This window comes from Hafnia alvei, assembly GCF_964063325.1.
Lineage (GTDB): Bacteria > Pseudomonadota > Gammaproteobacteria > Enterobacterales > Enterobacteriaceae > Hafnia > Hafnia alvei_B.
Genome location: NZ_OZ061315.1, coordinates 2,234,100 through 2,260,171 on the forward strand (window position 1 = coordinate 2,234,100; position 26,072 = coordinate 2,260,171).

Below are 26,072 nucleotides of genomic sequence, written 5' to 3' on the forward strand. Positions count from 1 at the left end.
ATTAGTCAGTTGCGGAACTATAACTTTTATTATCACTTGAGACCACCGTCACATTTAGCTTTGTTTGTAACAAAGGATCTAGCGTGCGGAAACGGTTAACCACCTGATTAACCTGTTTAACAGGCTGTATTTCAGTAGCTGTTCCTTTTATAATGAAACATAGGTTCGATTTAATCATCTGATAGGGTAAAGAAATACAATGTCAACAGATATAGATAAACAACCCGATTCGGTCTCTTCTGTACTTAAAGTGTTTGGGATTTTACAAGCGCTCACCGAGGAGCGCGAAATAGGCATCACTGAGCTGTCACAGCGCGTCATGATGTCGAAAAGCACCGTTTACCGTTTTCTGCAAACCATGAAGTCTCTTGGCTATGTTTCGCAGGAGAGTGAATCAGAGAAATATTCGCTGACGCTTAAACTGTTCGAACTGGGCGCGCATGCTTTGCAAAATGTTGATTTGATCCGCAGCGCCGATATTGAAATGCGCGAGCTTTCGCGCTTGACGCGTGAAACTATTCACCTGGGCGCTTTGGATGAAGATGGGATCGTCTACATTCATAAAATTGACTCAATGTATAACCTGCGTATGTATTCGCGTATTGGTCGTCGCAATCCGCTGCACACGACCGCCATTGGTAAAGTGTTGCTGGCTTGGCGCGATCGTAGCGAAGCAGAAGAAATCATCAGCCAGATTGAGTTCAAGCGTAGCACCGATAAAACGATCCTTACCCCTGAAGCGTTGCTGGCGGCGCTAGACGCGGTGAAAGAGCAAGGCTTTGGTGAAGATATCGAAGAACAGGAAGAAGGGCTGCGCTGTATCGCTGTGCCTGTTTTTGATCGCTTTGGCGTGGTGATTGCGGGGCTGAGTATTTCGTTCCCAACGATCCGTTTCTCCGAAGATGCTAAACACGAATACGTTAAAATGCTGCATACCGCAGCGCGTAATATTTCTGAGCAGCTGGGTTATCACCACTATCCGTTCTAAATAAACGCGTTCTAATTTATTGCGATAGATAAATATCAAAGGGAGCCAATGGCTCCCTTTTTTGCAAATAATATTCGCTAATTACTGATGTGCCAGCTCGGCTTCTTCTTCAGAGTCAAATACGCTCTTATCGGTTTGACGCAGGATCTGGCTGGTGATGGTGCCGGCCGCCATAGAACCATTCACGTTCAGCGCGGTACGGCCCATATCAATCAGGGGCTCAACGGAGATAAGCAACGCTACGAGCGTAACGGGTAACCCCATCGCGGGTAACACGATCAGCGCAGCGAAGGTTGCTCCGCCGCCAACGCCTGCAACGCCTGCCGAACTCACGGTGACAATACCCACCAGCGTCGCAATCCACAGCGGATCGAGTGGGTTAATCCCTACGGTTGGCGCAACCATCACCGCTAACATCGCAGGATAAAGCCCCGCACAGCCGTTTTGGCCAATAGTGGCACCAAAGGACGCTGAGAAGCTGGCGATAGATTCAGGTACGCCAATGCGACGGGTTTGTGCTTCCACGTTCAATGGAATACTGGCAGCGCTAGAACGGCTGGTGAAGGCGAATGTCAGAACCGGCCAGACTTTGCGGAAGAATTTCAGTGGGTTAATGCCGGTAAACGACAGCAATAAGCCGTGTACCACAAACATGATCGCCAAGCCAAGATAGGACGCAACCACGAAGCTGCCGAGTTTGATGATGTCGTGCATGTTCGAACCCGCAACCACTTTGGTCATCAGCGCCAGTACGCCGTATGGTGTCAGCTTCATAATCTGTCGAACCAGCTTCATCACCAGTGATTGCAGGGTGTCGATAGCGGTAAGAACGCGTTTACCTTTAACTTCATCATCTTTTAGCAGCTGCAGCGCCGCCGTTCCCAAGATCGCCGCAAAGATAACTACGCTGATAATAGAGGTGGGGCTCGCACCGGTTAGGTCGGCAAACGGGTTTTTAGGGATAAATGACAGTACCAGCTGAGGAACGCTTAGGTCTGAAACTTTACCCGCATAGTTGGTATTGATCGCGGCCAGACGCGCGGTTTCTTGTACACCCTGAACCAAACCTTCGGCCGTTAAGCCAAATAGATTAGTTACCAACACCCCAACTAATGCTGCGATCATCGTGGTGAACAGCAGAGTGCCGATAGAAAGGAAGCTGATTTTGCCCAGCGATGAAGCGTTATGTAGCTTAGCGACGGCGCTCAAAATAGAAACTAACACCAGCGGCATCACAATCATTTGCAGCAGTTGTACGTAGCCGTTACCGACAATGTTGAACCAGCTAATAGAGTCTTTGAGTACGGGGTTGTCTGAACCGTAAACCAGCTGTAGCCCTAAACCAAATAGGACACCCATAAATAAGCCGACTAAAACTTTTTTAGCGAGGCTCCATTTAGTACGACGCGTCTGTGCCAGCAGCAATAAAAGCGCCACAAACACCAGCACGTTAATCACGAGCGGTAGGTTCATCCCAATCTCCAAATTTCTAATATATGTTTTTATACGTTCCGGCGTGCCCTAAGGACGCCGCAGCCTCGTTGGGCCACGTGCTAACCTACGCTGAAACGTGATTGTCTTAATCAATGCTATATATGCTAACAGCACCCTACATGTGATGCTTATATCCAAAATGAATTTATTATAATTTTTGCATCGAGTTTGTGTGCTAAACAGTCAAAACGAAGGGTTTGTAACCAGTGCAGTGTGATTTCCGTCATAATTTATGACTTACATATCTGAGTAAATCGTAAAAAGGCATTAAATCACCGCCCCAATATAGTGCATAGCCCACCAGAGACATGCATAAGATCCGCTCTAACTGATTGCCTTTCTGAGAATTGAGTATCGGTAGCCGGAAACGCCAGCGAATGGGCCATAGCAAAGGCACACCGGCGGGGGTGAGCATATCGGCAAGCAGATGGCTGAGATATCCGATCACCATTGCGTGCATGGCGTCAACGGGGATCCCCATGTAGCTCGGCATTTCACAGTTCAGTAGAAAAACGCCGCCGATGACCGCAAGCAGGCTATGCGTAAAGCCGCGATGACCAAACATGCGCGCGATAGGTGACGACAACCATTTAAGGCGTTGCCCAAGAACTGATTTTGGATGATCGATATCTGGCCACAAGCAGGTGAGCAAGGCACCGGGAATGATATGCCACCAGTCTCCATGGGCGAGCGCAGGCGTCAATTCCGCTTTTTTAGCGAAAATGGCACAAGCGACAGAAAAAATAAGATGGCCTTCCGCCGTCATGATAAAACTCGCCGAGGGTACTGGTAATTTATCCAGCATATCGGAGTTTTCGCAGGAAGCAAGAGGTGACAGCGTAACAGATGACTGTTTGCTGTATAAATATACATAAAACGGAGCCTAAAGCAGGCTCCGCTTGGTTTTAACGTTGATTAAGGCTGAATATTCGCCGCAGTGAGTTCGTTGAGATTGTTTAACTTCACATCGGCTAATGCCCAGCGAGGATCGTTAATATTCTCCGGCGCGGGTACCACAATAGAGCGCATACGAGCAGCTTTGGTGGCGATCATGCCGTTAAACGAATCTTCGAGCGTCACGCAGTTGAGGGGATCTACGCCAAGTTGCTGAGCGGCGTTAAGATAAACTTCAGGGTGCGGTTTGCTATACGGTAATGCTTCTGCCGAAACCACGGCGTCGAAATACTGGCTGATGCTAAACATGTCCAGCACTTCGTTAAGCATATAAAGCGGTGACGCCGAGGCTAAACCGATTTTCATTCCCTGCTGACGACACAGTTTTAACGCGTGTTCAACGCCGGGCAGCAACGGTTTGGTCTCACGCACCAGATCAATGACGCGGCGAATAATGCGCTCAGTCACTTCTTCTTGGCTTGCGCCTTGCCATGGCGTGCGCTGATACCAAAGTTTTACGACTAAATCGATGCGTAGGCCTAGGGTTTCAGGAACATTCGCTGCATCAACGTCGATGCCTAAGGAGGAAAATACATCGTGTTCTCCTTGAGTCCATAGTGGTTCAGAATCTATCAGTAACCCATCCATATCGAAAATTACGGCTTCAATGCGACTCACAGGCATTCCCTCATCTAGGTGGTTTAAGACCGCCTGAACCTATGTTCAGCGTCATAACTTTATTTGCTGCGGGTACTCTAACATTCACGCCGCTTTTGGTTAAGCCAGTTATACTAGACGAACCTAAAGTATCAGCAAACCTGACCAATCAATTCAATCAGTTGAGATTGCGATAACGGAAACAGCCACGTAGACTGCCGTTATTCAAGGCGATAATTACGCATCTAGCCAACGTAATTCGAGTTGCAGTGTGTCGGCAAATGAGCGCGGCCCACAAAGAGGCAGCTTGAAATATGACGGGTATTTCAAATTAAGGGGATGGCATGACCTACCAACAAGCTGGTTGGGTTGCGGTGGCAAAACGGATATTCGGGTGGATAGTTTTTATTCCAGCGCTGCTTTCAACCACGGTGTCGATACTTAACTTTCTTTATCAGCATAGCCAAAAGCAAGAAGGGCTTAATGCCGTCATGCTGGACTTCGTGCACGTGATGATTGATATGGTGAAGTTTAATACCCATTTTCTGGATGTGTTCTGGTTCAATTCACCGCAGCCGGTATTAGGGCAGGGATTTACCGGCGGTAATATCATGTTTTGGATCATCTACTGGCTGATCTTTGTGGGAATGGCACTGCAAGCCTCGGGGGCTCGCATGTCACGGCAGGTGCGTCATATTCGCGAAGGTATTGAAGACCAGCTGATTTTAGAACAGATGAAAGGGGCTGAAGGGCATTCGCGTGAAGCGTTAGAAAAACGCATTGTGTTGCCGCGCCATACCATTTTCCTGCAGTTTTTCCCACTGTATATTCTGCCAATTATCGTGGCGGTGATCGGGTACTTTATTTTGAAGCTGCTCGGGTTGGTGTAACTCACGACAACGCGGGTAGGCTAATAAAAAAGCTCACTTTACGGTGAGCTTTTTTACAGGGAAGCAGAAAATCTACGCCACATCTTTCTCCATCAAACGGTCAATCGCTTGAATAGCGGTCTCCAAATGTGGCCCTGCGAACAGGTTGCACATATTCAACTGATGATAGAGCTGATAAACGGGCTGACGCTCAATAAATGATGTCGGCAGCGGCCAAACGCTTTGGTAACCGTCATAAATTTGGGCGGGCAGCAACGAAAATAGCGGCAGCATGGCTAAATCACATTCGCGGTCGCCCCAGTAGCAAGCAGGGTCGAAAATCACCGGCCCTTGCGCACTGAGCCCCATATTCGCCGGCCAGAGATCGCCGTGCAGCAGTGAAGGCTGCGGCTGGTGGTTGTGTAAACGCTGCTCAACGGCGGTTACGATGCTGTCGATATCGCCGAAATGAATGCCTTTTTCCGCAGCGAGCTGCAATTGCCAGCCGATACGTTGTTCAGAAAAGAATTTGGCCCAGCGGCGCTGCCAAGTATTCGGCTGTGGGGAAGTGGAAAGGTGATTGTCGTAATCGAAACCAAATTGAGGCTGTTCGCTCCACTGATGTAAACGCGCGAGTTGCTGACCGAATAGATAGGCATTGTGGGCATCAAGTGGACGCACCGGCAAATACTCCAGTAGTAAAAAGCTGGCCTCGCGCGTGGCACCAACGCCATAAACCTGCGGTGTTTTTACCGTATGGCTACGCGCCAAGCAGGCTAACTGATCCGCTTCAGCCTTAAAATCTTGTAGGAAGTCGGGGGTGTCACATTTGATAAAGACCTGATGTTCGCCATCGCTAACACACCAAGCCTGATGGACTTCGCCGCCAGGGAGTTCACGTTTTTCGCGGATAGTAAAGGCTCGGTCAAAGTGTCCGCATAATAACTGACTTACAGCTTGCCACATGGTGTACCCCCTATATACCCGTCATATTTCAAATGGCGTCTTTGCTGGTTGTGTTCATTACTCCGAACCTGATACCACCGCAATGCAACTCGAACTATTTTGGATAGCGTTCGTGAATGGAACTGGCATTATATTTCCCTTGAAATCATTCATGAGCGCGAATGTTCTAGGGCATATATATAGGTGAACATAGTTATGTGATGCTATTTTGACCGTAACCGCTGTGCTAATGAACGTAAAGTACAAAAAAGGGCAATCAGCTAATTTCTGTTAATTACTTGATCTGAAATAAAATAGGCAGCTAATGCTGCCCTTTAGATGGATTCCTTGTCGCCCAAAGCTGGGTGAAATATTCATCGCGCAAAACGGCTTCCACTTCGGGTTCTTGGCCCAATGCTACTTTTCCTAACGCCTGAGCAAGGCGCTCAACGTCGGTCTTATCCTGTAGGCTTGTGATGGCGTAGCTATTGGGTCCCAGTTCATGGGGAATACCGTCAGAATCCGCGACGGTAGTCGCAAACCCCTCCAACATGAGTTGGTTGTTGAGCTTGGCGGTTTCCGCAAGATCGGCCTGCGGATAACTGAAGGTCACTACATAGCAAGCAATAGCAGATTGACTCATGGAGTACCTCAATTGGTGCATTTAACTGAATAATCATAGCCTATAAATAGACGAAAAATGTGTGTAAAAGGGTGAATTGAGCAACAAATCGTAAAAATCAACTAGCCAAAGACCTTTTTTTTCTGGCAACATCCACCACGGACCAACATACGCAGAGGATCTCGCAACGGTGAAGAAACGAATCAGTTGCATGTTGGCGGTATTGCTTTTGGCTGGGTGTGCGAAAGAGCAAACACCGCCTCAAACAGTAAAGTTAAACGTCAACAACAATGCTCGCGGTAGTTTTCTAGATGCACGAACGCCACCTGATGGAGAGTTTGGAACCTATATCCGAACGGCCTCAAACAGTTATGGCATTGATGAAACCTTAATAAAGGCCATTATTCAGGTTGAGTCAGGAGGGAATCCTCACGCAGTCAGTACATCTAATGCCATCGGGCTGATGCAGTTAAAAGCTTCAACGGCAGGTAAGGATGCTTACCGCAAGAAGGGACGAGGCGGGCAACCAACGTCGCGTGAGTTAAAAGATCCTGCGGTTAATATTGATTTAGGCACTGCCTATCTCAATATCTTGCAGAATCAGCAGTTAGCCGGAATATCAAACCCTAAGACCATGCGCTATGCGATGATCGTATCGTATGCCAACGGAGCAGGGGCCATGTTGAGGACGTTCTCGCCAAACCGTAAGGTCGCGATCGACAAAATCAACAGCATGTCACCGGAAGCTTTTTATCAGCATATCCAAAAACGACATCCGGCAGCGCAGGCTCCGCGTTATCTGTGGAAGGTAAACACCGCGTATCTCGCGATGGTGCAATAAAACGCATTCAAGCAGTACATCAGGCCATGTCCTGACTGTGGTTAGCCCTTATAAGGCTGTAGGTTAACCACAGTCATCTCCCTCTTCCCTCTGCGCCATTGAAACCACAGCTGTGTTGGCTGCATTTGTTCGCCCAAATCACTGACTAATGTCAGCTCATTGGGACTCACGCATTTGCCGCCTTGCTGTGATTCCAATGGCTTTGAGGGCTTTCATATTGAAACCACAGCGGTGTTGGCTGCATTCGCTCGCCAGAATAATCACTGACTAATATCAGCTCATTGGGACTCACGCATTTGCCGCCTTGCTGAGATTCCAATGGCTTTGAGGGCGTTCATATTGAAACCACCGCTGTGTTGGCTGCATTCGCTCGCCAGAATAATCACTGACTAATGTCAGCTCATTGGGACTCGCTCATTTGACGCCTTGCTGAGATTCTAATGGGCTTTGAGGGCGTTCATATTTTGAAACCGTAGCTGCGTTGGCGGCTTTCATGACCCAACGTTGGGATGGTCTAGCCGCAATTTTTGCGGTTTTTTGTGCTGTAAAATTCAACTTTTGTGACTTTTTTATCAAAATTCTTTATCCTTCTCTCCGCACTTATTCCGCAATCGTTTTGCTTTTTTGATAACTCATTGTTTTTAAACGTTCTTAGAACTAATGAGTGTCGCCTGCGGAATTGAACTCTGTGCTTCCTGCGCGATATGGCCTTAGGCCAGCTCATAACAGCGATCTACAAAAGTGCAGGACACATTTGGGCAGAACAGGATGTCTGCGTTGGCCCACGTTTCACAAAGAAGGTAAGTGAATTAATGAGTATTATTTCCCCTGATGCTGGTCGGGTAGCGACAGAACGCCCGTCCAAGTGGAATAAAACAGACACAGTCTGGATGTTTGGGCTTTATGCCACGGCGGTTGGTGCGGGTACGCTATTTTTGCCTATCAACGCCGGCTTGAACGGCCCGTTAGTCTTGATTTTGATGGCGATTTTGGCTTATCCATTAACCTATTTGCCGCATCGCGCACTTAGCCGCTTTGTATTATCAGGTTCAAGCCGTGACGGTGATATCACCGACGTGGTTGAAGAGCATTTCGGCATTTTGGCGGGTAAGGCCATCATGGTGCTGTATTTACTGGCCTTTTTCCCGATAGTTTTGGTGTACAGCATCTCCATTACCAATGCGTTGGAAAGCTTCTTGATAAACCAGTTCCACGTTACGCCGCCGCCGAGGATCTGGTTGAGCTTAGGCGTAGTAGCGGCGCTGAGTTTGATCCTGCGCACCGGTAAAGAGACGATTGTCGCGGCAATGGGGATTTTAGTCTTCCCATTGATTGTGTTCCTGCTGGGTATCTCTCTCTATCTGATCCCGTATTGGCACGTATCTGCATTTTTCACCGGCCTGCAGCAAACGTCGGTGAGCGACCCTCAATTATGGCGTTCACTCTGGCTGGCGGTTCCGGTGATGGTGTTCTCATTTAGCCATGCACCGATCATCTCTTCGTTCTCTTCCACCCAAAAGGGACTGTACGGCGAGGGGGCCGAGCGTCGCTGTGCGCGTATCATGCGCTATAGCTACATGATGATTTGTGTCAGCATTTTGTTCTTTGTCTTTAGCTGTGTGATGAGCCTGTCGCATGCTGAAATGTTGGCGGCACGCGATGAAAATATTACCGTGCTGTCGAGTTTGGCGAATAAATTCTCAAATCCATTAATCGCCTACTTAGGACCGGTGATGGCGATTTTGGCGATGTCGAAATCCTATTTGGGAACCTCGCTGGGCGTGACCGAAGGTGCCACTAGCTTGATTGACGGCGCGTTCCGCAGCGTGGGTAAGAAAGTGTCGTCCAATGTGACTCACAAGATCTCTGCGGTGTTGTTGTTTGCTGTAACGTGGTTGGTGACCTTCTTGAACCCAAGCGCGTTGCATATTATTGAAACCATCAGTGGACCACTGATTGCGGTTATCCTGTTCATTCTGCCAATTTATGCCATTCATAAAGTGCCAGCGATGAAAAAATACCGTTCAATCACCAATCCTTTTGTGTTGATAATGGGCCTGATTGCATTGTCAGCGCTGGTCTACAGCCTGATCTAATCTTACGAAAATGCTCAAGTGAAAAGCCGTGCTGTGAAGCGCGGCTTTTTTTGTTTTTATCGAGCCTATTCATACTTAGAAAAGCATTTCGTTTGTAATTACGGGCAAGATTCTTTATTTTTACGTGCAAATAAAACTTATTATCATTACCAATTGACCATTTTGGTCATTCCAGGAGAGCTTTATGGCACGTTCTTTCAATCGATTAGCGCTGGTATGTGCGCTGGCGGTATCTGCCCCCGTTATCGCAACGACTTATCCTCTGACCATCACAGACACATCCGGCCAGCGTATTACCTTGCAGCATGAGCCGAAGCGCATTGTGGTGCAGGATGGGCGTGACATCATGACGCTGGCATTGCTCGATCGTGCCGATCCGTTTAGCCGAATTGTGGCGTGGAACAATTTGCTGAAAAAAAGCGATCCTGAAACGCTTGCGGTGCTGAACCAAAAGTGGCCGGGAGAGGCAGATAAAATTCCTGATATGGGCTTTAGCGATAAGGGCGAGGTGAATTTAGAAAGCGTGATAGCACGTAAACCGGACTTAATGATAGCTCAACTGCGTGCCAAGCCCGCGCTAGCCGATACCGGAGTGCTGAAACAGCTAGCGGCACTGAACGTTCCCGTGGTGTTCGTGGATACCTTTTTACAGCCTATCGCCAATACGCCGAAAAGCATCCAACTGTTAGGTGAAGTACTTAATCGCGAACAGGAAGCAAAAGAATATACCGATTTTTATCAGCAGCACTTGCAGGCAATAACGTCGATAACCGCCAAAGTCACGCCAAAACCGCGCGTATTTGTTGAAGCAAAAGCGGGCGTTGGCGGGGCGCAAGCGTGCTGCTTTACCCATGCGCACGTTGGTTTTGGCGGTATGGTTGAGGCGATCGGCGCGGAGAATCTCGGGTCAGGGTTATTACCGGGCGCGACCGGTGAAATATCGATGGAGAAAGTGATCAGCCTGAAGCCGGATGTTTACGTGGTTTCCGGTGCTCGCTGGAAAAATAAAGACAGTATTGCTATTCCATTCGGTTACGGTGTCAAGTCTCAGCAGGTGGATGACCGTTTTGGTCAGTTGAAAGCCCGCAATGGATTCAACCAAATAAAAGCCGTGCAGGAAAACCATCTGTATGGCTTGTACCACAATTTCTATAACCATCCTTACAACATTGTAGGATTGGATTATTTAGCCAAGTTTATTTATCCGCAGCAGTTTACCGACCTTGAGCCTGCACAAACCTACCGCACCATCATTGCGAAATTTACCCAGATCCCACAGTCCGACGCTGTTTTTGGCGCACAGGCTCCAGTGAATAAAAAATAAGTTGTAGAGTTTATGGTGTTGTTTACCAGAGTCTTATTTTAGTGAGAGCACACCGATGGGGTCGTAGCGACGTAAGTCGCCTGAGCGCCCCGCGGGGTGCAAGCCCCGTGTATCTCGGTCGTATAAGCAAACGATGTTGGTCGAGTTTTGGTGTTTTTATCCATAACCCAATAACTACGCTATCACCTCGACGCGCGTGCAAATCTGCTCCAACAATGCCCGCTGATGACTAAAAATAATCATGCTCAGCGGGCGCTGCTGCGACTCAATGATCAGTTGCTGCCAGATATCCCGCTGAATATGAGGATCGAGCTGTGCGGTGACCTCATCGGCAATTAACACCCGCGTGCGGGGATCTAACGCTCTTAACAGCGCAATACGCGCCAGCTCGCCGCCAGAAAGTTGGTTGGGCTTACGGGTTAACCATTCTGCTTTGACGTGAAAACGAGAAAGTTGTTCAGCATCTGGGTGCCAAGCATCGCGCAATGCTTGCCCCGTGGTGCGGTAAGGGTTGAACGTCAGTTCAGGATGTTGAGGAACGAGCTGAACAGGGCAATACCCCTTGCAAGGTAACGCCGCATCGTCAAGCGTAATACTCCCTTGCTGATAAGGCTGCCAGCCGGCTAATACCCGTCCTAATGTTGTTTTTCCGTAGCCGCTAGGGGCTGAAATTCCTACCCGCTCTCCGGTCAAAACGTTGAGCGAAAAGTCATGCCATAGCTGGCGCTTATCTTGTTCTATGCTGAGCGCTGAAATACGCAACATTAAACGCGCCTCATTTTACAGGTTGCGAGATCATCAGCGGGCACGTGGGTAAATAACGGATGGTGCTCCGGCTGGGCGAGCCAGTGTTTTTGTAGCGTAGGGCTGCCGTGCCCGTTTTTTAGAGCGTCGATCGTGATGTCATCGCTGACCCGCCCTTCGTTGAGGGCGACGATACGATCGGCGAAGCGAGCGGCTAATGACAAATCGTGAGTCACCCACAAAACACCGGCGCCTTGTGCACTGAGATCGCGTAGCTGCTGCAACAGCTGGCAGGCCAGCGGCTCGTCGAGCCACGCGGTGATTTCATCGGCCAGAATATAGTGCGCGCCGCCCAATGCGGCATTACAGGCGAGCACTCGTTTGGCCATTCCACCAGATAGCTGACGAGGATATTTCAGCAAAACGTCGGCTTGCAGTTGGTAATGTTTAATTTGCTGTTCGAGAGCAAGCGCACAGGTATGGCTGCCGCTCAGGTGCAGGCTGCGAGAGAGTTGAGTGCCAACGTTGAGCAGTGGATTGAGAGAGCTCACGCCCTGTGGCACATAACATAAGGTGTTACCGCGTAACTTTTGGCATTGCAGCGCATCAAGCGCTTCGCCGTTTAAGCGAATATCGCCGCGTTTGCGCAGGTTCTGCGGCAGTAGGGCTAAGGCGCTCTGCAGCAATAAACTTTTTCCTTCGCCGCTGCCGCCCACCAACGCGACCACTTCGCCACGGCGTAGCGTAAAATTAATATCGCTCAGGATGGGCGACCATCTTTTACGACCAAACCAGCTATAGCGAGCGCTCTCGATAGTCACGTTGTCGAAATTCAGCATGATTGATTCCTTAGCCATAGCTGTTGAATCGCGCGAGCGCATTGATCAAACAGCAACACGATCAGCAGAAGGATTAGCCCCGGAAATACCGCCAGCCACCAGCAACCGTTGCTGAGAAAACGCAGTGCGTCAGACAACAAAATGCCTAACGAAGGCTCATGCGGCGCTAGGCCGAAGCCGAGAAAGCTAAGTGCCGCGCTGTGTAACACCGCATGCGGAAACATTAATAGCGTGCCAACAAACCATTGAGGCGCTAGAGCAGGCAAATAATGCGCTCGCCAGCAATACCAGCGGCTATTTCCCAAACGCTGGGCGAGAGTCATATAGTCACTGGTGCGGATACGCTGTGCTTCGGCGCGCAGAATCAATGACAGCTTCGGCCAGTGGGTTAACGCCACGGCCAAAATAACGCCGTGTTTGCCACCGCCAACGGTAAAGCAGATGAGTATTAATAACAGCAGGTGCGGCAACGACAGCAGGGTATCAACGAGTAACCGCAGCATATGATCGAGCGCAGGATGCAGCAGTGTCAGGCTGGCAACCAGCATGGCGATGATCCCGCTACACAGCGAAGCGCCGATACCAATCTGCAGGCTCGTTAGCGCGCCTTGAAAGCAGCGCAACCACAGATCGCGCCCCAGATTATCAGTACCAAACCAGTGTACGGCGCTAGGCGCCTGATAGCGTGCCAGCAGATCCAATGGGATATCTGACGAGAGCAACGAAATCCCATACAGCGTGAGAGTCACCAGCACGAGGGCCGAAAGCACAAAGCGTAACAGCGACGGCGCGGGGTTATGCAGCATCATTGACGTTCCAAAATTCGATTCATTCTTGCCAACAGCACCGCGGCTAACGTATTTCCGCCAAAGACTAACAGGGTGCTGAATAATACGATGCCCATCAACAAAGGAATATCGCCGCGCAGGCCCGCATCAATCGTGGCTTGCCCCAGTCCGGGATAGGCAAAGATTTTCTCTGCCAGCAGAGAACCACCGAGTAATTCACCTACCGAGGCAAATTGAAGACACAGCGCGGGCGTCAGCGCGTGGCGAAATACCTGAATCCGTAATAGGGACCAGCCTGAATCACCTTGTGCCTGCGCGTAGCGTACGAAGTCACTGTGCATAACTTCGGCGACTTTCTCGCGGGTATGCAATGCGATCTGTCCCAAGCCCATCAGACTGAGCGCAATCATGGGCAAAATCAGGTGGCGAATGCGTTCAACGATCGTTGCATCCTGTGCGCTGCTACCCGGCTCCCAAGCGCAGCATACCGGAAACCATGGCCAGTGGACGGCAAAAACAACCAGCAGTAAAAGCCCAACCCAAAAAGTGGGCAGCGATGACAACAGATAGCTGATACGGCAAATCAAGCGGTCGGGCCAACGGTTGAGATAGCGGCCCGCGCTAAAGCCTAGCAACATGCCTAAAAAACCGGATAACAACCATGCGCTGGCCAATAAGGCGAAAGAGGTGGCGAATCGCTCGCCGATCACGTCGGCTACGGGCGCGTTATACAGCATCGAGTAGCCAAGATCGCCGTGCAGCACCTGTGAGAACCAGTGCCAAAAGCGCAGCCACAGCGGTTGATCTAATCCCCAACGGGCGGCAATCAACGGGTATTGCTGCGGGGGAACATGCAGCAAGTCATTGCCGATATAGGCACGAATGGGATCGATGGGGGAAAAACTGAGCAGCGTGAACGTGCCCGCCGACACCAGCGTCAGCAGGCAAGCTAAACGAAAGAGGGTATACACAGCCTGACGCAAACCGCGTAAACGCGTGAGTATCAGGCTGAGATCGGCGAAGCGTTTTAATGGCACGTCCACTTCCAATCTTGCAGATTATTGAGAACGGACCAGCTACCGTGAATTTCAGGTGCCGCTTTACCTAAATCGACGCAGGGGTTGGCTAAGTAGGTATGCTGCACATTGAGCAACCAAGCCCAAGCCGCATCGCCTTGTACGCCCGCACCCGTTTTGCCATCCCATTCGACCTGTTGCCAGAACGGTACCGCTTTTTGCCACGTTGGCGCATCGAGCGCTTGCTGCAGGTGCTGATCGACGATCTTGTTGCTGTAATAGCCCGGATTGTAATACTCCACCCCGGCCGCTTTGCTGCTGTAATGATGATACAGCTCCATCGGATCTAAACTGCCCCAGCCAAACAGCGTTGGGTTTGCATGCATGTTGCGTTCGACGGTTTCCCAACTACCGGACTGCAAATCCATTTTGATACCCAGTGGTTGAAGCATGGAACGGACGGCCTGCGCCAGATCGCGGCGGGTGCTGTCGCCGCTGGTGTACCACAGGGTTAATTCGGCTTTCTGACCATTTTTCACCCGCACGCCGTCACTGCCGACTTTCCAGCCCGCGTCGTCTAAAATCTGCTTGGCTTTGGCAATGTCACCGTCTTTAAACGCTGCGGCTTTGCTGTCCCAAGGTAATCCTTGAACCGCACTGTAGGCAGGGATCGCGTGGCCTTCCATCAGTTGATCGGCGAGCAGTTGGCGGTTAATGGCGTAGTTGATGGCACGACGAATGGCGACATCGGCGGTGACGTTATTGCCAATCGGATAACCATTGGCGTCTTTTTTCCCTGCCTGCGTGGTTGGGAATACGATGCCTCGATTTTCTACGCTTGGTCGCACCCACAGCTTCAGGCCATTTTGTCCGCTTACCGACATAGATGGCGCAATACGCACCAAGCCAAGCTGACCGCTTTGTGCTGCCGCATAGGCACTGTCTTCATCTAAAAAGACAAAAACTAATTTATTGAAATCATTTTTGTGGCCGGCGTAATAAGGGTTTGCTTCAACGATGAGCTGTTGACCCGGCTCAAAGCTTACCAGTCGATAAGGGCCCGCACCGATAGGCTTCTGAGCGTAGGTTTTAGCATCATATTTTTCTGCGGAAACGATGCCCAGTGAGCCTAATACGTTAACGAAAGTGCTTTGCGGTGCGGAGAGCGTCATTTCTACGCTGCGCGAATCTAGCGCTTTTGCCGAAGCAAAGTTGCCCATATCGATCTTGCCGCCGCCGCGTGCGGCTTGGTTGTAAGTGAAGGCGACATCTTTGGCCGTGAGCGGTGAGCCGTCAGAGAATTTTAAGTTAGGCTTTAGCGTTAGCGTCCACGTTTTGCCATCCTCGCTGTTGGTGACTTTTTCTGTCAGCAGGTTATCCCAGCTAAGATCGGCCTTTTGTTTTAACAGTGGGCTATGTAACAGCAAGTAGCTACCGTGGCTCCAGCCAAGTAGCGGATCAAAACCTTCAGTCGGCTCTTCGCCAATGGCCAGTTTAAGCGTGTGCTGCGTGGCTGGTTGCGCGCTGGCGTGAGAAATAAGTGGCAGTGCGCCAAAAATGAAGGCGAGTGCGTAGGGCAGCGCTTTTAGTTTTAGTGGCATGTGGATTCCTGATCGTCCCATTATTTTTGTATGACATAAAACGCTGGGATTTATAGCAGACGCCTATCTGCGCAAACATGATTTGTGTCAACTCGAACCGGCAAAGTATGCACTTTATACTTTTTTTGCATACTTTACGCATGACCAGATTTTTTTTGCGCTCATTTAGCCTACATTTCTGGCTGAAATGTTTGTGACGAGACATAATTGATTGTTATCAATATACGGAATTATCACTTGGTGGGCAGAATACAATCAGGTGAGATTTATGGCTCTGGATAAAAGGAAGAACGATGGATTGGTATCTGAAGGTTCTGAAGAACTATTTCAATTTTCGTGACCGCGCTAGACGTAGAGAGTATTGGTGGTTCGTACTGATAAACGCCATCATCACAATTCTATTGGGGTTCGTACAGGATGCATTAGGCTGGAGCAATGAGAGTGGCGAAGGCGTGCTGACCGTGGTTTACGGCCTGCTGTTAATTATTCCTTCGATTGCGGTTATGGTTCGCCGTCTCCACGATACTGACCGCAGCGGCTGGTGGGTGTTGATCGGTCTTATCCCGATCGTTGGCTGGTTTGTGTTGTTTATCTTCGCCGTCTTCGATAGCCAACCAGGCAGCAACCGTTTCGGTGCTAACCCAAAAGATGTTGCCGCGCCGACATCGTCGATTATTAGCTAGCCTGAAAAAACATGGTTTTTAGGAAGTAATGACGTTGGTTTAAGAGATCGAGATACACGGGTCTACCACACCGCGGGGCGCTCAGGCGGCTTACGCCGCTACGACTCCATCGGTGTGGTCCCCCTAAAATGTGACTTTAGCGGCGTGCATTACACATCAATTGGCTATTTTCCTCTTAATTACACTTGTCTTGTCACATTTCACGAATATATTCACATCCTGAAACAATGATGATGACTCATTAGCATCACCGTGGTTTCACTCGCTGCAGATTGCGTTTAGCCTTAGCGTCCGTTTAATTATTGAGTGAATCCGACAGGTCGTTTTGCACCTGTATCTCCAGTCATGAGCCGTTTGCTAGAGCCATTTCGCGACCACAGTGCTGAAGAGACGCTGTTTATCCGCCGTTCAATTATTGCCGCGGTGATGGTTGTGCTGCTTTTCGGCGTATTAGTGCTTAATCTGTATCACCTTCAGGTAGAAGAGCACGATCAGTATCAAACACGCTCGAACGCCAACGACATTAAAACCCTGCCCATTGCGCCGGTACGCGGGTTGATTTATGACCGCAACGGAACGCCGTTAGTAGAAAACCAAACGCTGTATCAAATTGAACTGATTCCTGGGAAAGTCGCTAACTTAGACGAAACGATCAAAGCGCTGACGCCGATAGTGGATTTAACAGCGGATGATATTAATAACTTCCACGAGGCGATGAAGTCCTCTCGACGCTTTGCTGAAGTGCCCCTCAAAGAAGCGCTGACCGACGTTGAAGTTGCGCGCTTTTCTGTCAATGAATTTGAATTTCCCGGCGTGTCGATTAGCAGCTATCAGCAGCGTTACTATCCATACGGCGCTGAGCTAGCCCACGTTGTTGGCTATGTTTCAAAGATTAACGATCGCGATGCCAAACGGCTGAATGAGGCCGGTGAAGGTGAAAACTATGCGGCGGATCATGACATTGGCAAGCAGGGAATCGAACGTTATTACGAATCCCAACTGCACGGTACCACGGGCTCGCAGGAGGTTGAGGTCGATAGCCATGGGCGCGTGGTGCGAGAGTTAACCGAGACGCCGCCGCAGGCCGGAAAGAATATTTATCTGACGATAGATCTACCGCTTCAGCAATATATTGAGAAACTGCTGAAGGGACAGCGTGCGGCCGTGGTGGTGATGGATCCGCGCGATGGTGGTATTTTGGCGATGGTCTCTAGCCCAAGCTATGACCCGAATCCCTTCGTGAACGGTATATCGTATAAGTCTTATCAGGCTTTGCTCGATAATTCTGACTTACCATTGATTAACCGTGTCACTCAAGGGATTTACCCGCCTGCATCCACGGTGAAACCGTTCATGGCCACATCTGCACTCTTTGCCGGTGTTATCACGCCGCAGACCACGTTTTTTGGCCAACCTACTTGGGTGCTTCCCGGCACTAATCGCCATTATCGAGACTGGCTGAAAACCGGTCATGGCATGTTAAACGTGACCAAGGCGATTGAAGAATCAGCGGATACGTTTTTCTATCAGGTGGCCTATGAGATGGGGATCGATCGCATCCATGAATGGTTGAGTAAATTTGGCTACGGGCAATATTCCGGCATCGATTTAATGGAACAGGCCAAGGGCGTTTTGCCCGATCGAGCATGGAAGCAGAAAGTCCACAAAAAAATGTGGTATCAAGGCGATACTATTTCTGTAGGCATTGGGCAAGGGTATTGGACCGCCACCCCGATTCAAATGGTTAAGGCCTTGAGTACGCTCATCAATAATGGCACAACGAAAACGCCGCATTTGATGTATTCGATGAAACAAGGGAACCATGTCGAGCGCTATCAGCAGGAAGAACATTCGCAGGTGGCCGATCCGAAATCGCCGATCTGGGGTATTGTGAAAAAAGGCATGTTTGGTATGGCAAACTATCCTAACGGCACTGGCTACAAGTATTTCCACACTGCGCCTTATGAAATTGCCGCCAAGTCAGGCACCTCTCAAGTATTTGGGCTGAAACAAGATCAGGTTTACAACGCCAAAATGATCCCGGTGAAGCTGCGCGATCATATTTTCTACACGGCGTTTGCGCCGTATTCAAACCCTAAGGTTGCGATTGCCGTCATTTTAGAAAACGGTGGTGGGAATGGTGTATCTGCAGCACCGACAACGCGTGCCATTCTGGATTATATCTTTGCTAAAACTAAACCCGTTGAACCGCCGGTATTACCTACGCTTGATGCCACGCAGTTACGCGATGCGCATTAATCATTAAAAATGGATTTCATTTCCAATTCTTTTCAAACTTGTTGATACACCTAGACAAGGTTATCAAATTATCCTTGCCTAGGGCTTTCCCATTATGCAAAACGCATGACCCAAGCATCGCTCTGGCGATCGTAATGGTTGCGGTAAAGCAGGGCGTTTTTGCCATCTAGCAGCGCGGGAACGGTGGTTTGCTCATCCCAGCCGTCAAGCTGCATGCAAAGATCGGTGTTTGATTTGCAAGGTATGCTGAGCGTATGGCTCTTCAACTGGCTATCTGGCGTTTTCGACAGTTCTGCATCTTCCACTTCAAAGATCCCGATTCGAACGAATGATTTTCCCATAACTTCTCTCCTGATTGATTCATATACGTGTGCGGTTACCAGATGGCCCGTTATTTAGCATAGAAGGGGATAGGTTTTTTTCCACAAATAAACGGAATTCATTTCCATTTTAATTTTTAGCGCAGTGTTAACTCTTTATTTTTCTGGGATTTATCTGTCACATAAAAAATACAAAATTTTTACCGAAGCATAATAACCATAAATATTTCGCGGCTTCTGTCGATAACCCTTATATGTCGTGCGGAGCGGTCAAGTGTGATTTGAATGGTCATGCACAATAGGTTGGCCTATCAGAGGTAAGGAGGGGTTTAGGCAATGTATACGCAATTAAAGCGGTGGTTTGGGCATAAACATGAGCGGCCGGTAAGGCAAATAACGACAGACTTAGCGCCAACATCGGAAGCCGTGTTGATAGAAGACGTTGATGTTACTCAGAAGTCATATGGTGAATTGCTGTGTCATAGCTTTCTTTCTGGCATCGGCGCGATAGAAATTATTCGAGACTCATTGCTGCACTCTAGCCAAAGCTTGATGGAAGAATTAGTGACGGTTGATGAGCTTAACCAAAAAAATGAACAGGCTCGTCTGGGAATGGGGCGGCTTGCTGAATTGGTTAGCCTCATTGAACAGCATTCCGGTGAGAGTATTGGCTACATTGACGAATTAATTGCTGTACTCAAAGGTATTAATAACAATATCGATGCGATTAATAAGCTTTCTAAACAGACCAATCTGTTGGCGATCAACTCAGCCATCGAGGCTGCCCATGTTGGTGGACGAGGGGCTGGATTCTCCGTTATTGCGAAAGAGATCAAACAGCTCTCTTCGGAGATTCAACTTCAGGCGGGAAATATTACCGCCTTGACTCAGGATATTAACCAGCATGCGAAAAGCGTGAGTGCGAGCGTTGGGGAAAATAATCAGTCCACACACGATATTCGTCACGCGACAGAACAGGCTTGCCAGATGTTACAGCAGGTTATTGAACTTTCAGCGCATATGCAGGAAATCATTCGCTTTATCGCCACCCAACAGTTTCTGAATACGGTTAAACTCGATCACGTTATTTGGAAAGTCAAAGTTTATGAACTGATATTACAACAAGATGAAGTTGCTGAAGTTAACAGCCATACGGATTGCCGCTTAGGGAAATGGTTCTATGGCGACGCGGGGCGGGAGTTTTCGCACCTTAGCAGCTTTGCTCAGCTTGAAGCTCCACACGCCGAAGTGCATCGTTCTGGCCGAGAGGCATTGGTGGCATTTAGGGCAGGTGACGATCAGCATTTAAAGGCAAGTTTAGCCACTATGGAGCACGCCAGCACGTTAGTGATTAAGCGGATTGACGAACTCTTGCTGCAAATCGGTCCACATTAGAACAGGTGAGGGAAGTCAGCAGCGCGGGTTGCTGGCTGCCAAAAATCGTCTAGTACATTTTCAAGCGGGATACATCCGCCGCGTTGAATTCGCTGCACATTCATCTCGCGTACACATTGCTCTTCCGTATCAAAACCACCAAGGTACAAGCTTTCACAAGGGCCGCTCAGATAACAGACCATCATAACGAGTGCGTACATAACAAACCTTTATTCATTCAGCGGAATTCATTCGGGTGTTTTATTCAATTCTACCCAAGGAATTTTTTATTTTCTCGTATGATACTTAATCTAAGATAAATCTTATAACAACAGCATTTATTAAGTTCTGAGCGATTAACCTACTCACTATCCTTATAAAATAATGCTGCTACAAGGCTATGCTACATCACATAAATGCCCAAAATAACAAAACAATGGGAAAACTCATTGGCCATGTTAATCCAATCAGTATGGCAGTGAAGATCCTGATTTTGAGCGAGGGGTCAGCGCAGGCTTTGAAAGTCAGTAACGCGGAGATGATTGAGCCGATCAAATATACCGTTTTTATAAAGGCCCATGCTGCTGGATACATCTAATTACCTTGGTTTGTGAAGTAGCTATAAAATCAAAAAAAAACAACTCACTGCGAGTGAAGACAAATGCCTCAATCGGAACATAAAATGGGATATTGAGATATCGAAAACTAACGTTAGCTAGTGTAACAAATTATGACTGAAAAAACATCGATATCTAAACTGAAAAATACGAACGAAACTCAGCAGCGCTGTTCATTTATTTATACACGTAATAGATAAAAATCATCTCGTCTTTTTCTTATTATAATGCATAAAAAATGAATATTCATGCGCGATGCGCCCTTAAAGCCTTTTATTACCGGCGGGTTATTATATGTGGATGTTTCTATGCATCGATGAGGCTATCGCTTTTTATGACAACAGTTCTTTCTGCTTATCTGCGGATGCTGGTATTTCATCTAGCGCTGAAAGTTATGTGTTTTTAAATTTTATTTTCCTGCTCTTAAAATAAAAAAAGCCCGGTATAATACCGAGCTAAAGGCTGTTAATATTTACTTTATTATTTTTTATTGATCATGATGCTGCGCTTAGAACTGGTAAACAATCCCTAATGCTACGGTATCATCAGTGTCAATGCCCGCTGAACGAGTAAAGTCGTTATCATCGATCATGTTAATTTTATAATCTACATACGTAGACATGTTTTTATTAAAGAAGTAGGTTGCACCAATATCGATAAAGTTAACCAATTTCTGATCGCCATAATCGCGAGATGCGCCATTGCTGCCTAAGTCTTTACCTTCAACATAGTTCCAGCCAACGAAAGGTTGCAAGCCGAAATCAAAGGTATAACCAGTATACATTTCTACGCCTTGCGCTTTGTTTGCGTAACCATAGGCTTCGTTATGGTCATTAGAGTTACCAAAACGAATCGCGTTATAGGATTGTGTATAGTTTGCCGCGGCATAATAACCGCTGTTTTCGTATTTCACGCCCACAGTATAAGCTTCGGCCTTATCACCATTACCCATAATATCATTATAGCGACCACCTTTACCGCCGCTGTTCTGGTCGTTGGTTCGGTCAGATTGGAAGTAGGCGCCACCGAGGCTAAAACCATAGCCCAGATCGTAAGAGAGTGATAAACCGTAACCATCACCATTTTGGCTTAATACATCACGGCCATCTTTGTTTTCGGTTGGGTCGTCATTTTTACCTTGATACTGAATGCCGAAGTTTAGGCCATCGACCAAGCCAAAGAAATCACGGTTATGGTAGGTTAGCACGCCGCCAGCGCGTTGGAACATGAAGTTATCAGCGCCAACGGTGCTACCGTCAAACTCTGGCTGCATATCGGTCCAAGCCATGATGTCGTAAATAATCCCAGAATTACGCCCGTAATCCAAAGAGCCATAATCCCCGAATTTAAGGCCGGCGAAACCGAAACGGCTAAAGTTTCTATTATCTTCGCCTTCAGTATGGTTTAGGTTTGCTTGATATTCCCACATGCCATAGCCGGTCAGCATATCCGTAATTTGCGTTTCGCCACTGAAACCACCACGGACATAAGAGTGATCGCCATCGGAGTTATCATTATCTGAAATATAGTGAAGGCCATCGACTTTGAAATGTAAGTCTAGTTTATTGCCATCTTTATTATAAATTTCGGCAGCATGGGCTGCTCCTGCTAATGCCATTAATGTTGGTATTACCACTGCGAGAACTTTGCGTTTCATTTTATTTTCCTTAACCTTTATTATTGCATTGATGCCAATTGCTTTTTTTATACTCAACAATATTAACTCATTTTTATGAACTAAATAAGCTAAGTGCTGTCGATATTGTCGGCTTTGCAGATGGAGTAAAAGCGCAAAAAATGCGGAATTAAATAAAAGTTTGAATATGATAACTCTCACTTGTTTGGTTTACTTACGTTAAGATCTAGCTTTTGAACTATATCGTCAATCACCGTTAATAGTTTTATTGGCTTAAGCACCTTTTGTTAATTTGATTTCTAATCATAGGAATACTATTTTTAGGCCACTGCATGCCAATGCAGATTACGTAGTATGTCTTACTATGAATATTCATTCTTTTCATTATTTTTATTGCCGGGATTCTTCCCGGCGCTTTATTTTTATATTTAAAGATTAAAAAATATAATTCCTTTTATGCAGCCTCGTTATATTTATTAATGACCCGTGCGTTATTTTATTGGATGGCATAAATATGCAACCATAGCCGCCGTTGTCTAGTCAGTTTTCAGTCAATGGTCATCAGGTACAGCAAAATATGGACCTACGAAGTTGAACAGCCCGTCATCACTATGAACTTTCACTGAGTGTGATCTGTTTGAAAAATTTGGAAATGCCTTTTCTTTAACCCGCTGTTATTTGATCTAACGTAACATCTGCCAAGTTGAGAGCAGGTAAGAATCGCTGTGTAGCCGTGTTTTTGTTTAACCCATTCTCTGTGGGTGTTAATATCGGCGGTAGTGGGTGTGAGTATTCAGGGGTGCATAGCGTTTTATGTATCACGCTGCGTACATATCTTGCAAAGTACAGCAGGATGGCGCCCATAAAACGATGATTTTAAATACAAATTGTTTTCTATATGTGGCCTGTCGTGTGGGTCACCACTGTAGATAAGGAATATAAATGCCTGTTATTACACTTCCTGACGGTAGTCAGCGCCAGTTCGACAAACCTGTATCCGTAATGGATATTGCTATGGACATCGGACCTGGCTTGGCGAAAGCCTGCATTGCGGGTCGCGTTAACGGTGAGCTGGTTGATGCTTGCGATCCGATTACACAAGACGCCAGTGTTTCCATCATTACCGCAAAAGATCAGGAAGGCTTGGAAATTATCCGCCATTCCTGCGCGCATCTTTTGGGTCATGCGATCAAACAGCTGTGGCCGAACACTAAAATGGCCATTGGCCCGGTGATCGACAATGGTTTCTACTACGATGTAGACCTTGATCATACCCTGACGCAGGAAGATCTTGAGCTGCTCGACAAGCGTATGCATGAGCTGGCAGATAAAGATTACGACGTGATTAAGAAAAAAGTGAGCTGGCAAGAAGCCCGTGACGCTTTTGAAGCACGTCAGGAACCATATAAAGTGGCGATTCTGGATGAGAACATCAGTCGCGATGACCAGCCGGGTCTGTATCACCACGAAGAATATATCGACATGTGCCGTGGACCGCACGTGCCAAATATGCGTTTCTGCCACCATTTCAAACTGCAGAAGTCGTCTGGTGCCTACTGGCGCGGCGATAGCAATAATACCGTTTTACAGCGTATCTACGGCACCGCATGGGCAGATAAAAAGCAGTTAAATGCCTATCTGCAGCGTCTGGAAGAAGCCGCAAAACGCGACCACCGCAAAATCGGCAAGCAGCTCGACCTGTATCATATGCAGGAAGAAGCGCCGGGTATGGTGTTCTGGCATAACGACGGCTGGACTATCTTCCGTGAGTTGGAAGCGTTCGTTCGCGTTAAACTGAAAGAATACGATTATCAGGAAGTAAAAGGTCCGTTCATGATGGACCGAGTACTGTGGGAAAAAACAGGGCACTGGGAGAACTATAAAGATGCAATGTTCACCACGTCTTCGGAAAACCGCGAGTACTGCATTAAACCAATGAACTGTCCAGGTCACGTTCAGATCTTCAACCAAGGTCTGAAATCTTATCGTGATTTGCCACTGCGTATGGGTGAGTTCGGTAGCTGTCATCGTAACGAGCCTTCGGGTTCACTGCATGGCCTGATGCGCGTGCGTGGATTCACTCAGGATGATGCGCATATTTTCTGTACTGAAGAGCAGATCCGCGATGAAGTAAACAGCTGTATCAAGATGGTATACGACATGTATAGCATCTTCGGCTTTGAAAAAATCGTGGTGAAACTGTCTACTCGTCCAGAAAAACGTATCGGCAGCGATGAAATCTGGGATCGTGCGGAAGAAGACTTGGCCGCAGCGCTGAAAGAAAACGGCATTCCGTTTGAATATCAGCCGGGTGAGGGCGCTTTCTACGGACCTAAGATTGAGTTTACTCTGCATGACTGTTTGGATCGTGCATGGCAATGTGGTACTGTGCAGCTCGACTTCTCGTTACCAGGCCGTTTAAACGCGTCTTACGTGGGTGAAAACAACGAACGTTTAGTTCCGGTGATGATTCACCGTGCTATTCTTGGTTCGATGGAACGCTTCATTGGTATCCTGACTGAAGAGTATGCTGGGTTCTACCCAACTTGGCTCGCACCAGTACAGGTACAGGTGATGAATATCACCGATGCACAGGCTGATTATGTCGATGAATTAACCAAAAAGCTGCAAGCTGCTGGTATTCGTGCGAAATCAGACTTGAGAAACGAGAAGATAGGCTTTAAAATCCGCGAACACACTTTACGTCGTGTCCCATACATGTTGGTTTGTGGCGACAAAGAGGTCGAATCTGGCAAAGTAGCCGTTCGTACCCGCCGCGGCAAAGACTTGGGAACCATGGATGTAAATGAAGTGATCGAAAAGCTGCAAAAAGAGATTCGCAGCCGTAGTCTTCACCAATTAGAGGAATCGAGTTATTAAAGGCGGAAAAAGAGTTCAACCGGCGCGTCCTAATCGCATCAACAGAGAAATTCGCGCCCAAGAGGTTCGCTTAACAGGCGTTGATGGCGAGCAGATTGGTATTGTCAGTCTGAATGAAGCTTTGGAAAAGGCTGAGGAAGCGGGCGTTGATTTAGTAGAAATCAGCCCAAATGCCGAGCCGCCAGTTTGTCGAATCATGGATTACGGCAAATTCCTCTATGAGAAGAGTAAGGCCACCAAAGAACAGAAGAAGAAGCAAAAGATTGTTCAGGTTAAGGAAATCAAATTCCGACCTGGAACCGACGATGGCGACTACCAGGTAAAACTCCGCAGCCTGGTTCGCTTTCTGGAAGATGGCGATAAAGCCAAAATCACTCTGCGTTTCCGTGGACGTGAAATGGCGCACCAACAGATCGGTATGGAAGTGCTTAACCGCGTGAAAGAAGATCTGAGTGAACTGGCAGTAGTCGAATCCTTCCCTACGAAGATCGAAGGCCGTCAGATGATCATGGTGCTCGCACCTAAGAAGAAACAGTAAGGCTCTCAAGTAATACTGCCAGCGATGGGTTTCGGTCTGTCGCTGGC

24 protein-coding genes are annotated in these 26,072 nt (G+C 48.0%); 10 read left to right on the forward strand and 14 right to left on the reverse strand.

Annotated elements, in window-relative coordinates:
* Positions 1–199 precede the first annotated feature (199 nt).
* The gene (gene kdgR, locus AB3Y96_RS10670) at positions 200–988 is read left to right on the forward strand and encodes a DNA-binding transcriptional regulator KdgR (protein ID WP_367299142.1); all 789 of its coding nucleotides are present in this window, start codon (positions 200–202) and stop codon (positions 986–988) included.
* Positions 989–1,069: 81 nt separating this feature from the next.
* Here kdgR and AB3Y96_RS10675 read toward each other — a convergent pair whose 3' ends face one another.
* From AB3Y96_RS10675 to hxpB, 3 genes are all read right to left on the reverse strand, one after another.
* Positions 1,070–2,461: an L-cystine transporter gene (locus AB3Y96_RS10675; RefSeq protein ID WP_072307201.1), complete on the reverse strand. Its 1,392-nt coding sequence runs from the start codon at positions 2,459–2,461 to the stop codon at positions 1,070–1,072.
* A 244-nt stretch (positions 2,462–2,705) separates the two neighbouring features.
* The gene (locus AB3Y96_RS10680) at positions 2,706–3,248 is read right to left on the reverse strand and encodes a metal-dependent hydrolase (protein ID WP_046459581.1); all 543 of its coding nucleotides are present in this window, start codon (positions 3,246–3,248) and stop codon (positions 2,706–2,708) included.
* Positions 3,249–3,397: 149 nt separating this feature from the next.
* Positions 3,398–4,060 (reverse strand): hexitol phosphatase HxpB, encoded by a 663-nt coding sequence (hxpB, locus tag AB3Y96_RS10685; RefSeq protein ID WP_367299143.1) that lies wholly within the window; start codon positions 4,058–4,060, stop codon positions 3,398–3,400.
* A 317-nt stretch (positions 4,061–4,377) separates the two neighbouring features.
* Between hxpB and AB3Y96_RS10690 the strand changes: the two genes are divergently transcribed.
* Positions 4,378–4,923, forward strand: a complete 546-nt coding sequence (locus AB3Y96_RS10690; RefSeq protein WP_046459579.1) for a YniB family protein — start codon at positions 4,378–4,380, stop codon at positions 4,921–4,923.
* A 72-nt stretch (positions 4,924–4,995) separates the two neighbouring features.
* On the opposite strand, the gene AB3Y96_RS10695 is transcribed toward AB3Y96_RS10690, so the two are convergent.
* Positions 4,996–5,868, reverse strand: coding sequence for a fructosamine kinase family protein (locus tag AB3Y96_RS10695; RefSeq protein ID WP_072307203.1), 873 nt, complete (start codon positions 5,866–5,868; stop codon positions 4,996–4,998).
* A gap of 301 nt (positions 5,869–6,169) precedes the next feature.
* Positions 6,170–6,490: a type V toxin-antitoxin system endoribonuclease antitoxin GhoS gene (gene ghoS, locus AB3Y96_RS10700; RefSeq protein ID WP_072307204.1), complete on the reverse strand. Its 321-nt coding sequence runs from the start codon at positions 6,488–6,490 to the stop codon at positions 6,170–6,172.
* 169 nt (positions 6,491–6,659) lie between these two features.
* Here ghoS and AB3Y96_RS10705 point away from each other — a divergent pair, with 169 nt between their 5' ends.
* The 3 genes from AB3Y96_RS10705 (at position 6,660) to AB3Y96_RS10715 (ending at position 10,730) form a co-directional block, all read left to right on the forward strand.
* A complete protein-coding gene (locus tag AB3Y96_RS10705) occupies positions 6,660–7,310 on the forward strand; it encodes a transglycosylase SLT domain-containing protein (RefSeq protein ID WP_072307205.1) in 651 nt (216 codons plus the stop codon).
* Between the two features lie 812 nt (positions 7,311–8,122).
* A complete protein-coding gene (locus AB3Y96_RS10710) occupies positions 8,123–9,406 on the forward strand; it encodes an HAAAP family serine/threonine permease (protein ID WP_072307207.1) in 1,284 nt (427 codons plus the stop codon).
* Between the two features lie 184 nt (positions 9,407–9,590).
* Positions 9,591–10,730: an ABC transporter substrate-binding protein gene (locus AB3Y96_RS10715; RefSeq protein ID WP_367299144.1), complete on the forward strand. Its 1,140-nt coding sequence runs from the start codon at positions 9,591–9,593 to the stop codon at positions 10,728–10,730.
* A gap of 174 nt (positions 10,731–10,904) precedes the next feature.
* On the opposite strand, the gene AB3Y96_RS10720 is transcribed toward AB3Y96_RS10715, so the two are convergent.
* The 5 genes from AB3Y96_RS10720 to AB3Y96_RS10740 are packed head-to-tail and all read right to left on the reverse strand — an operon-like array spanning position 10,905 to position 15,718.
* Positions 10,905–11,495 (reverse strand): ATP-binding cassette domain-containing protein, encoded by a 591-nt coding sequence (locus AB3Y96_RS10720; protein ID WP_072307209.1) that lies wholly within the window; start codon positions 11,493–11,495, stop codon positions 10,905–10,907.
* The gene (locus tag AB3Y96_RS10725) at positions 11,495–12,313 is read right to left on the reverse strand and encodes an ATP-binding cassette domain-containing protein (protein WP_367299145.1); all 819 of its coding nucleotides are present in this window, start codon (positions 12,311–12,313) and stop codon (positions 11,495–11,497) included. The genes AB3Y96_RS10720 and AB3Y96_RS10725 overlap by 1 nt, the downstream gene beginning before the upstream one ends.
* On the reverse strand, positions 12,307–13,119 hold the full coding sequence (locus AB3Y96_RS10730; RefSeq protein ID WP_367300308.1) for an ABC transporter permease: 813 nt from the start codon (positions 13,117–13,119) through the stop codon (positions 12,307–12,309). The genes AB3Y96_RS10725 and AB3Y96_RS10730 overlap by 7 nt, the downstream gene beginning before the upstream one ends.
* Complete coding sequence (locus AB3Y96_RS10735; RefSeq protein ID WP_367300309.1) at positions 13,119–14,072, reverse strand: ABC transporter permease; 954 nt, start codon at positions 14,070–14,072, stop codon at positions 13,119–13,121. The genes AB3Y96_RS10730 and AB3Y96_RS10735 overlap by 1 nt, the downstream gene beginning before the upstream one ends.
* Before the next feature lie 56 nt (positions 14,073–14,128).
* Positions 14,129–15,718, reverse strand: coding sequence for an ABC transporter substrate-binding protein (locus tag AB3Y96_RS10740; protein WP_367299146.1), 1,590 nt, complete (start codon positions 15,716–15,718; stop codon positions 14,129–14,131).
* Between the two features lie 293 nt (positions 15,719–16,011).
* Here AB3Y96_RS10740 and AB3Y96_RS10745 point away from each other — a divergent pair, with 293 nt between their 5' ends.
* On the forward strand, positions 16,012–16,401 hold the full coding sequence (locus AB3Y96_RS10745; RefSeq protein ID WP_040045017.1) for a DUF805 domain-containing protein: 390 nt from the start codon (positions 16,012–16,014) through the stop codon (positions 16,399–16,401).
* A gap of 345 nt (positions 16,402–16,746) precedes the next feature.
* The gene (gene mrdA / locus AB3Y96_RS10750; RefSeq protein ID WP_367299147.1) at positions 16,747–18,660 is read left to right on the forward strand and encodes a peptidoglycan DD-transpeptidase MrdA; all 1,914 of its coding nucleotides are present in this window, start codon (positions 16,747–16,749) and stop codon (positions 18,658–18,660) included.
* Between the two features lie 92 nt (positions 18,661–18,752).
* Here mrdA and AB3Y96_RS10755 read toward each other — a convergent pair whose 3' ends face one another.
* On the reverse strand, positions 18,753–19,001 hold the full coding sequence (locus AB3Y96_RS10755) for a DUF1480 family protein (protein WP_025801259.1): 249 nt from the start codon (positions 18,999–19,001) through the stop codon (positions 18,753–18,755).
* Positions 19,002–19,316: 315 nt separating this feature from the next.
* Here AB3Y96_RS10755 and AB3Y96_RS10760 point away from each other — a divergent pair, with 315 nt between their 5' ends.
* Complete coding sequence (locus AB3Y96_RS10760) at positions 19,317–20,375, forward strand: methyl-accepting chemotaxis protein (RefSeq protein ID WP_367299148.1); 1,059 nt, start codon at positions 19,317–19,319, stop codon at positions 20,373–20,375.
* On the opposite strand, the gene AB3Y96_RS10765 is transcribed toward AB3Y96_RS10760, so the two are convergent.
* The 3 genes from AB3Y96_RS10765 to ompC all read right to left on the reverse strand — a co-directional run bounded on the left by AB3Y96_RS10765 (position 20,372) and on the right by ompC (position 22,628).
* Positions 20,372–20,575: a DUF1482 family protein gene (locus AB3Y96_RS10765; RefSeq protein ID WP_072307214.1), complete on the reverse strand. Its 204-nt coding sequence runs from the start codon at positions 20,573–20,575 to the stop codon at positions 20,372–20,374. The two genes, AB3Y96_RS10760 and AB3Y96_RS10765, sit on opposite strands and share 4 nt — an antisense overlap.
* Before the next feature lie 187 nt (positions 20,576–20,762).
* Positions 20,763–20,948 carry a GhoT/OrtT family toxin gene (locus AB3Y96_RS10770; protein ID WP_072307215.1) on the reverse strand — a complete coding sequence of 62 codons (186 nt, stop codon included), beginning with the start codon at positions 20,946–20,948 and terminating at the stop codon, positions 20,763–20,765.
* A 531-nt stretch (positions 20,949–21,479) separates the two neighbouring features.
* Positions 21,480–22,628, reverse strand: a complete 1,149-nt coding sequence (gene ompC / locus AB3Y96_RS10775) for a porin OmpC (protein WP_072307216.1) — start codon at positions 22,626–22,628, stop codon at positions 21,480–21,482.
* A gap of 921 nt (positions 22,629–23,549) precedes the next feature.
* Here ompC and thrS point away from each other — a divergent pair.
* Both thrS and infC read left to right on the forward strand, forming a co-directional pair.
* Complete coding sequence (gene thrS / locus AB3Y96_RS10780) at positions 23,550–25,487, forward strand: threonine--tRNA ligase (protein WP_072307217.1); 1,938 nt, start codon at positions 23,550–23,552, stop codon at positions 25,485–25,487.
* The gene (gene infC / locus AB3Y96_RS10785) at positions 25,483–26,025 is read left to right on the forward strand and encodes a translation initiation factor IF-3 (protein ID WP_025801265.1); all 543 of its coding nucleotides are present in this window, start codon (positions 25,483–25,485) and stop codon (positions 26,023–26,025) included. The genes thrS and infC overlap by 5 nt, the downstream gene beginning before the upstream one ends.
* Positions 26,026–26,072 lie beyond the last annotated feature (47 nt).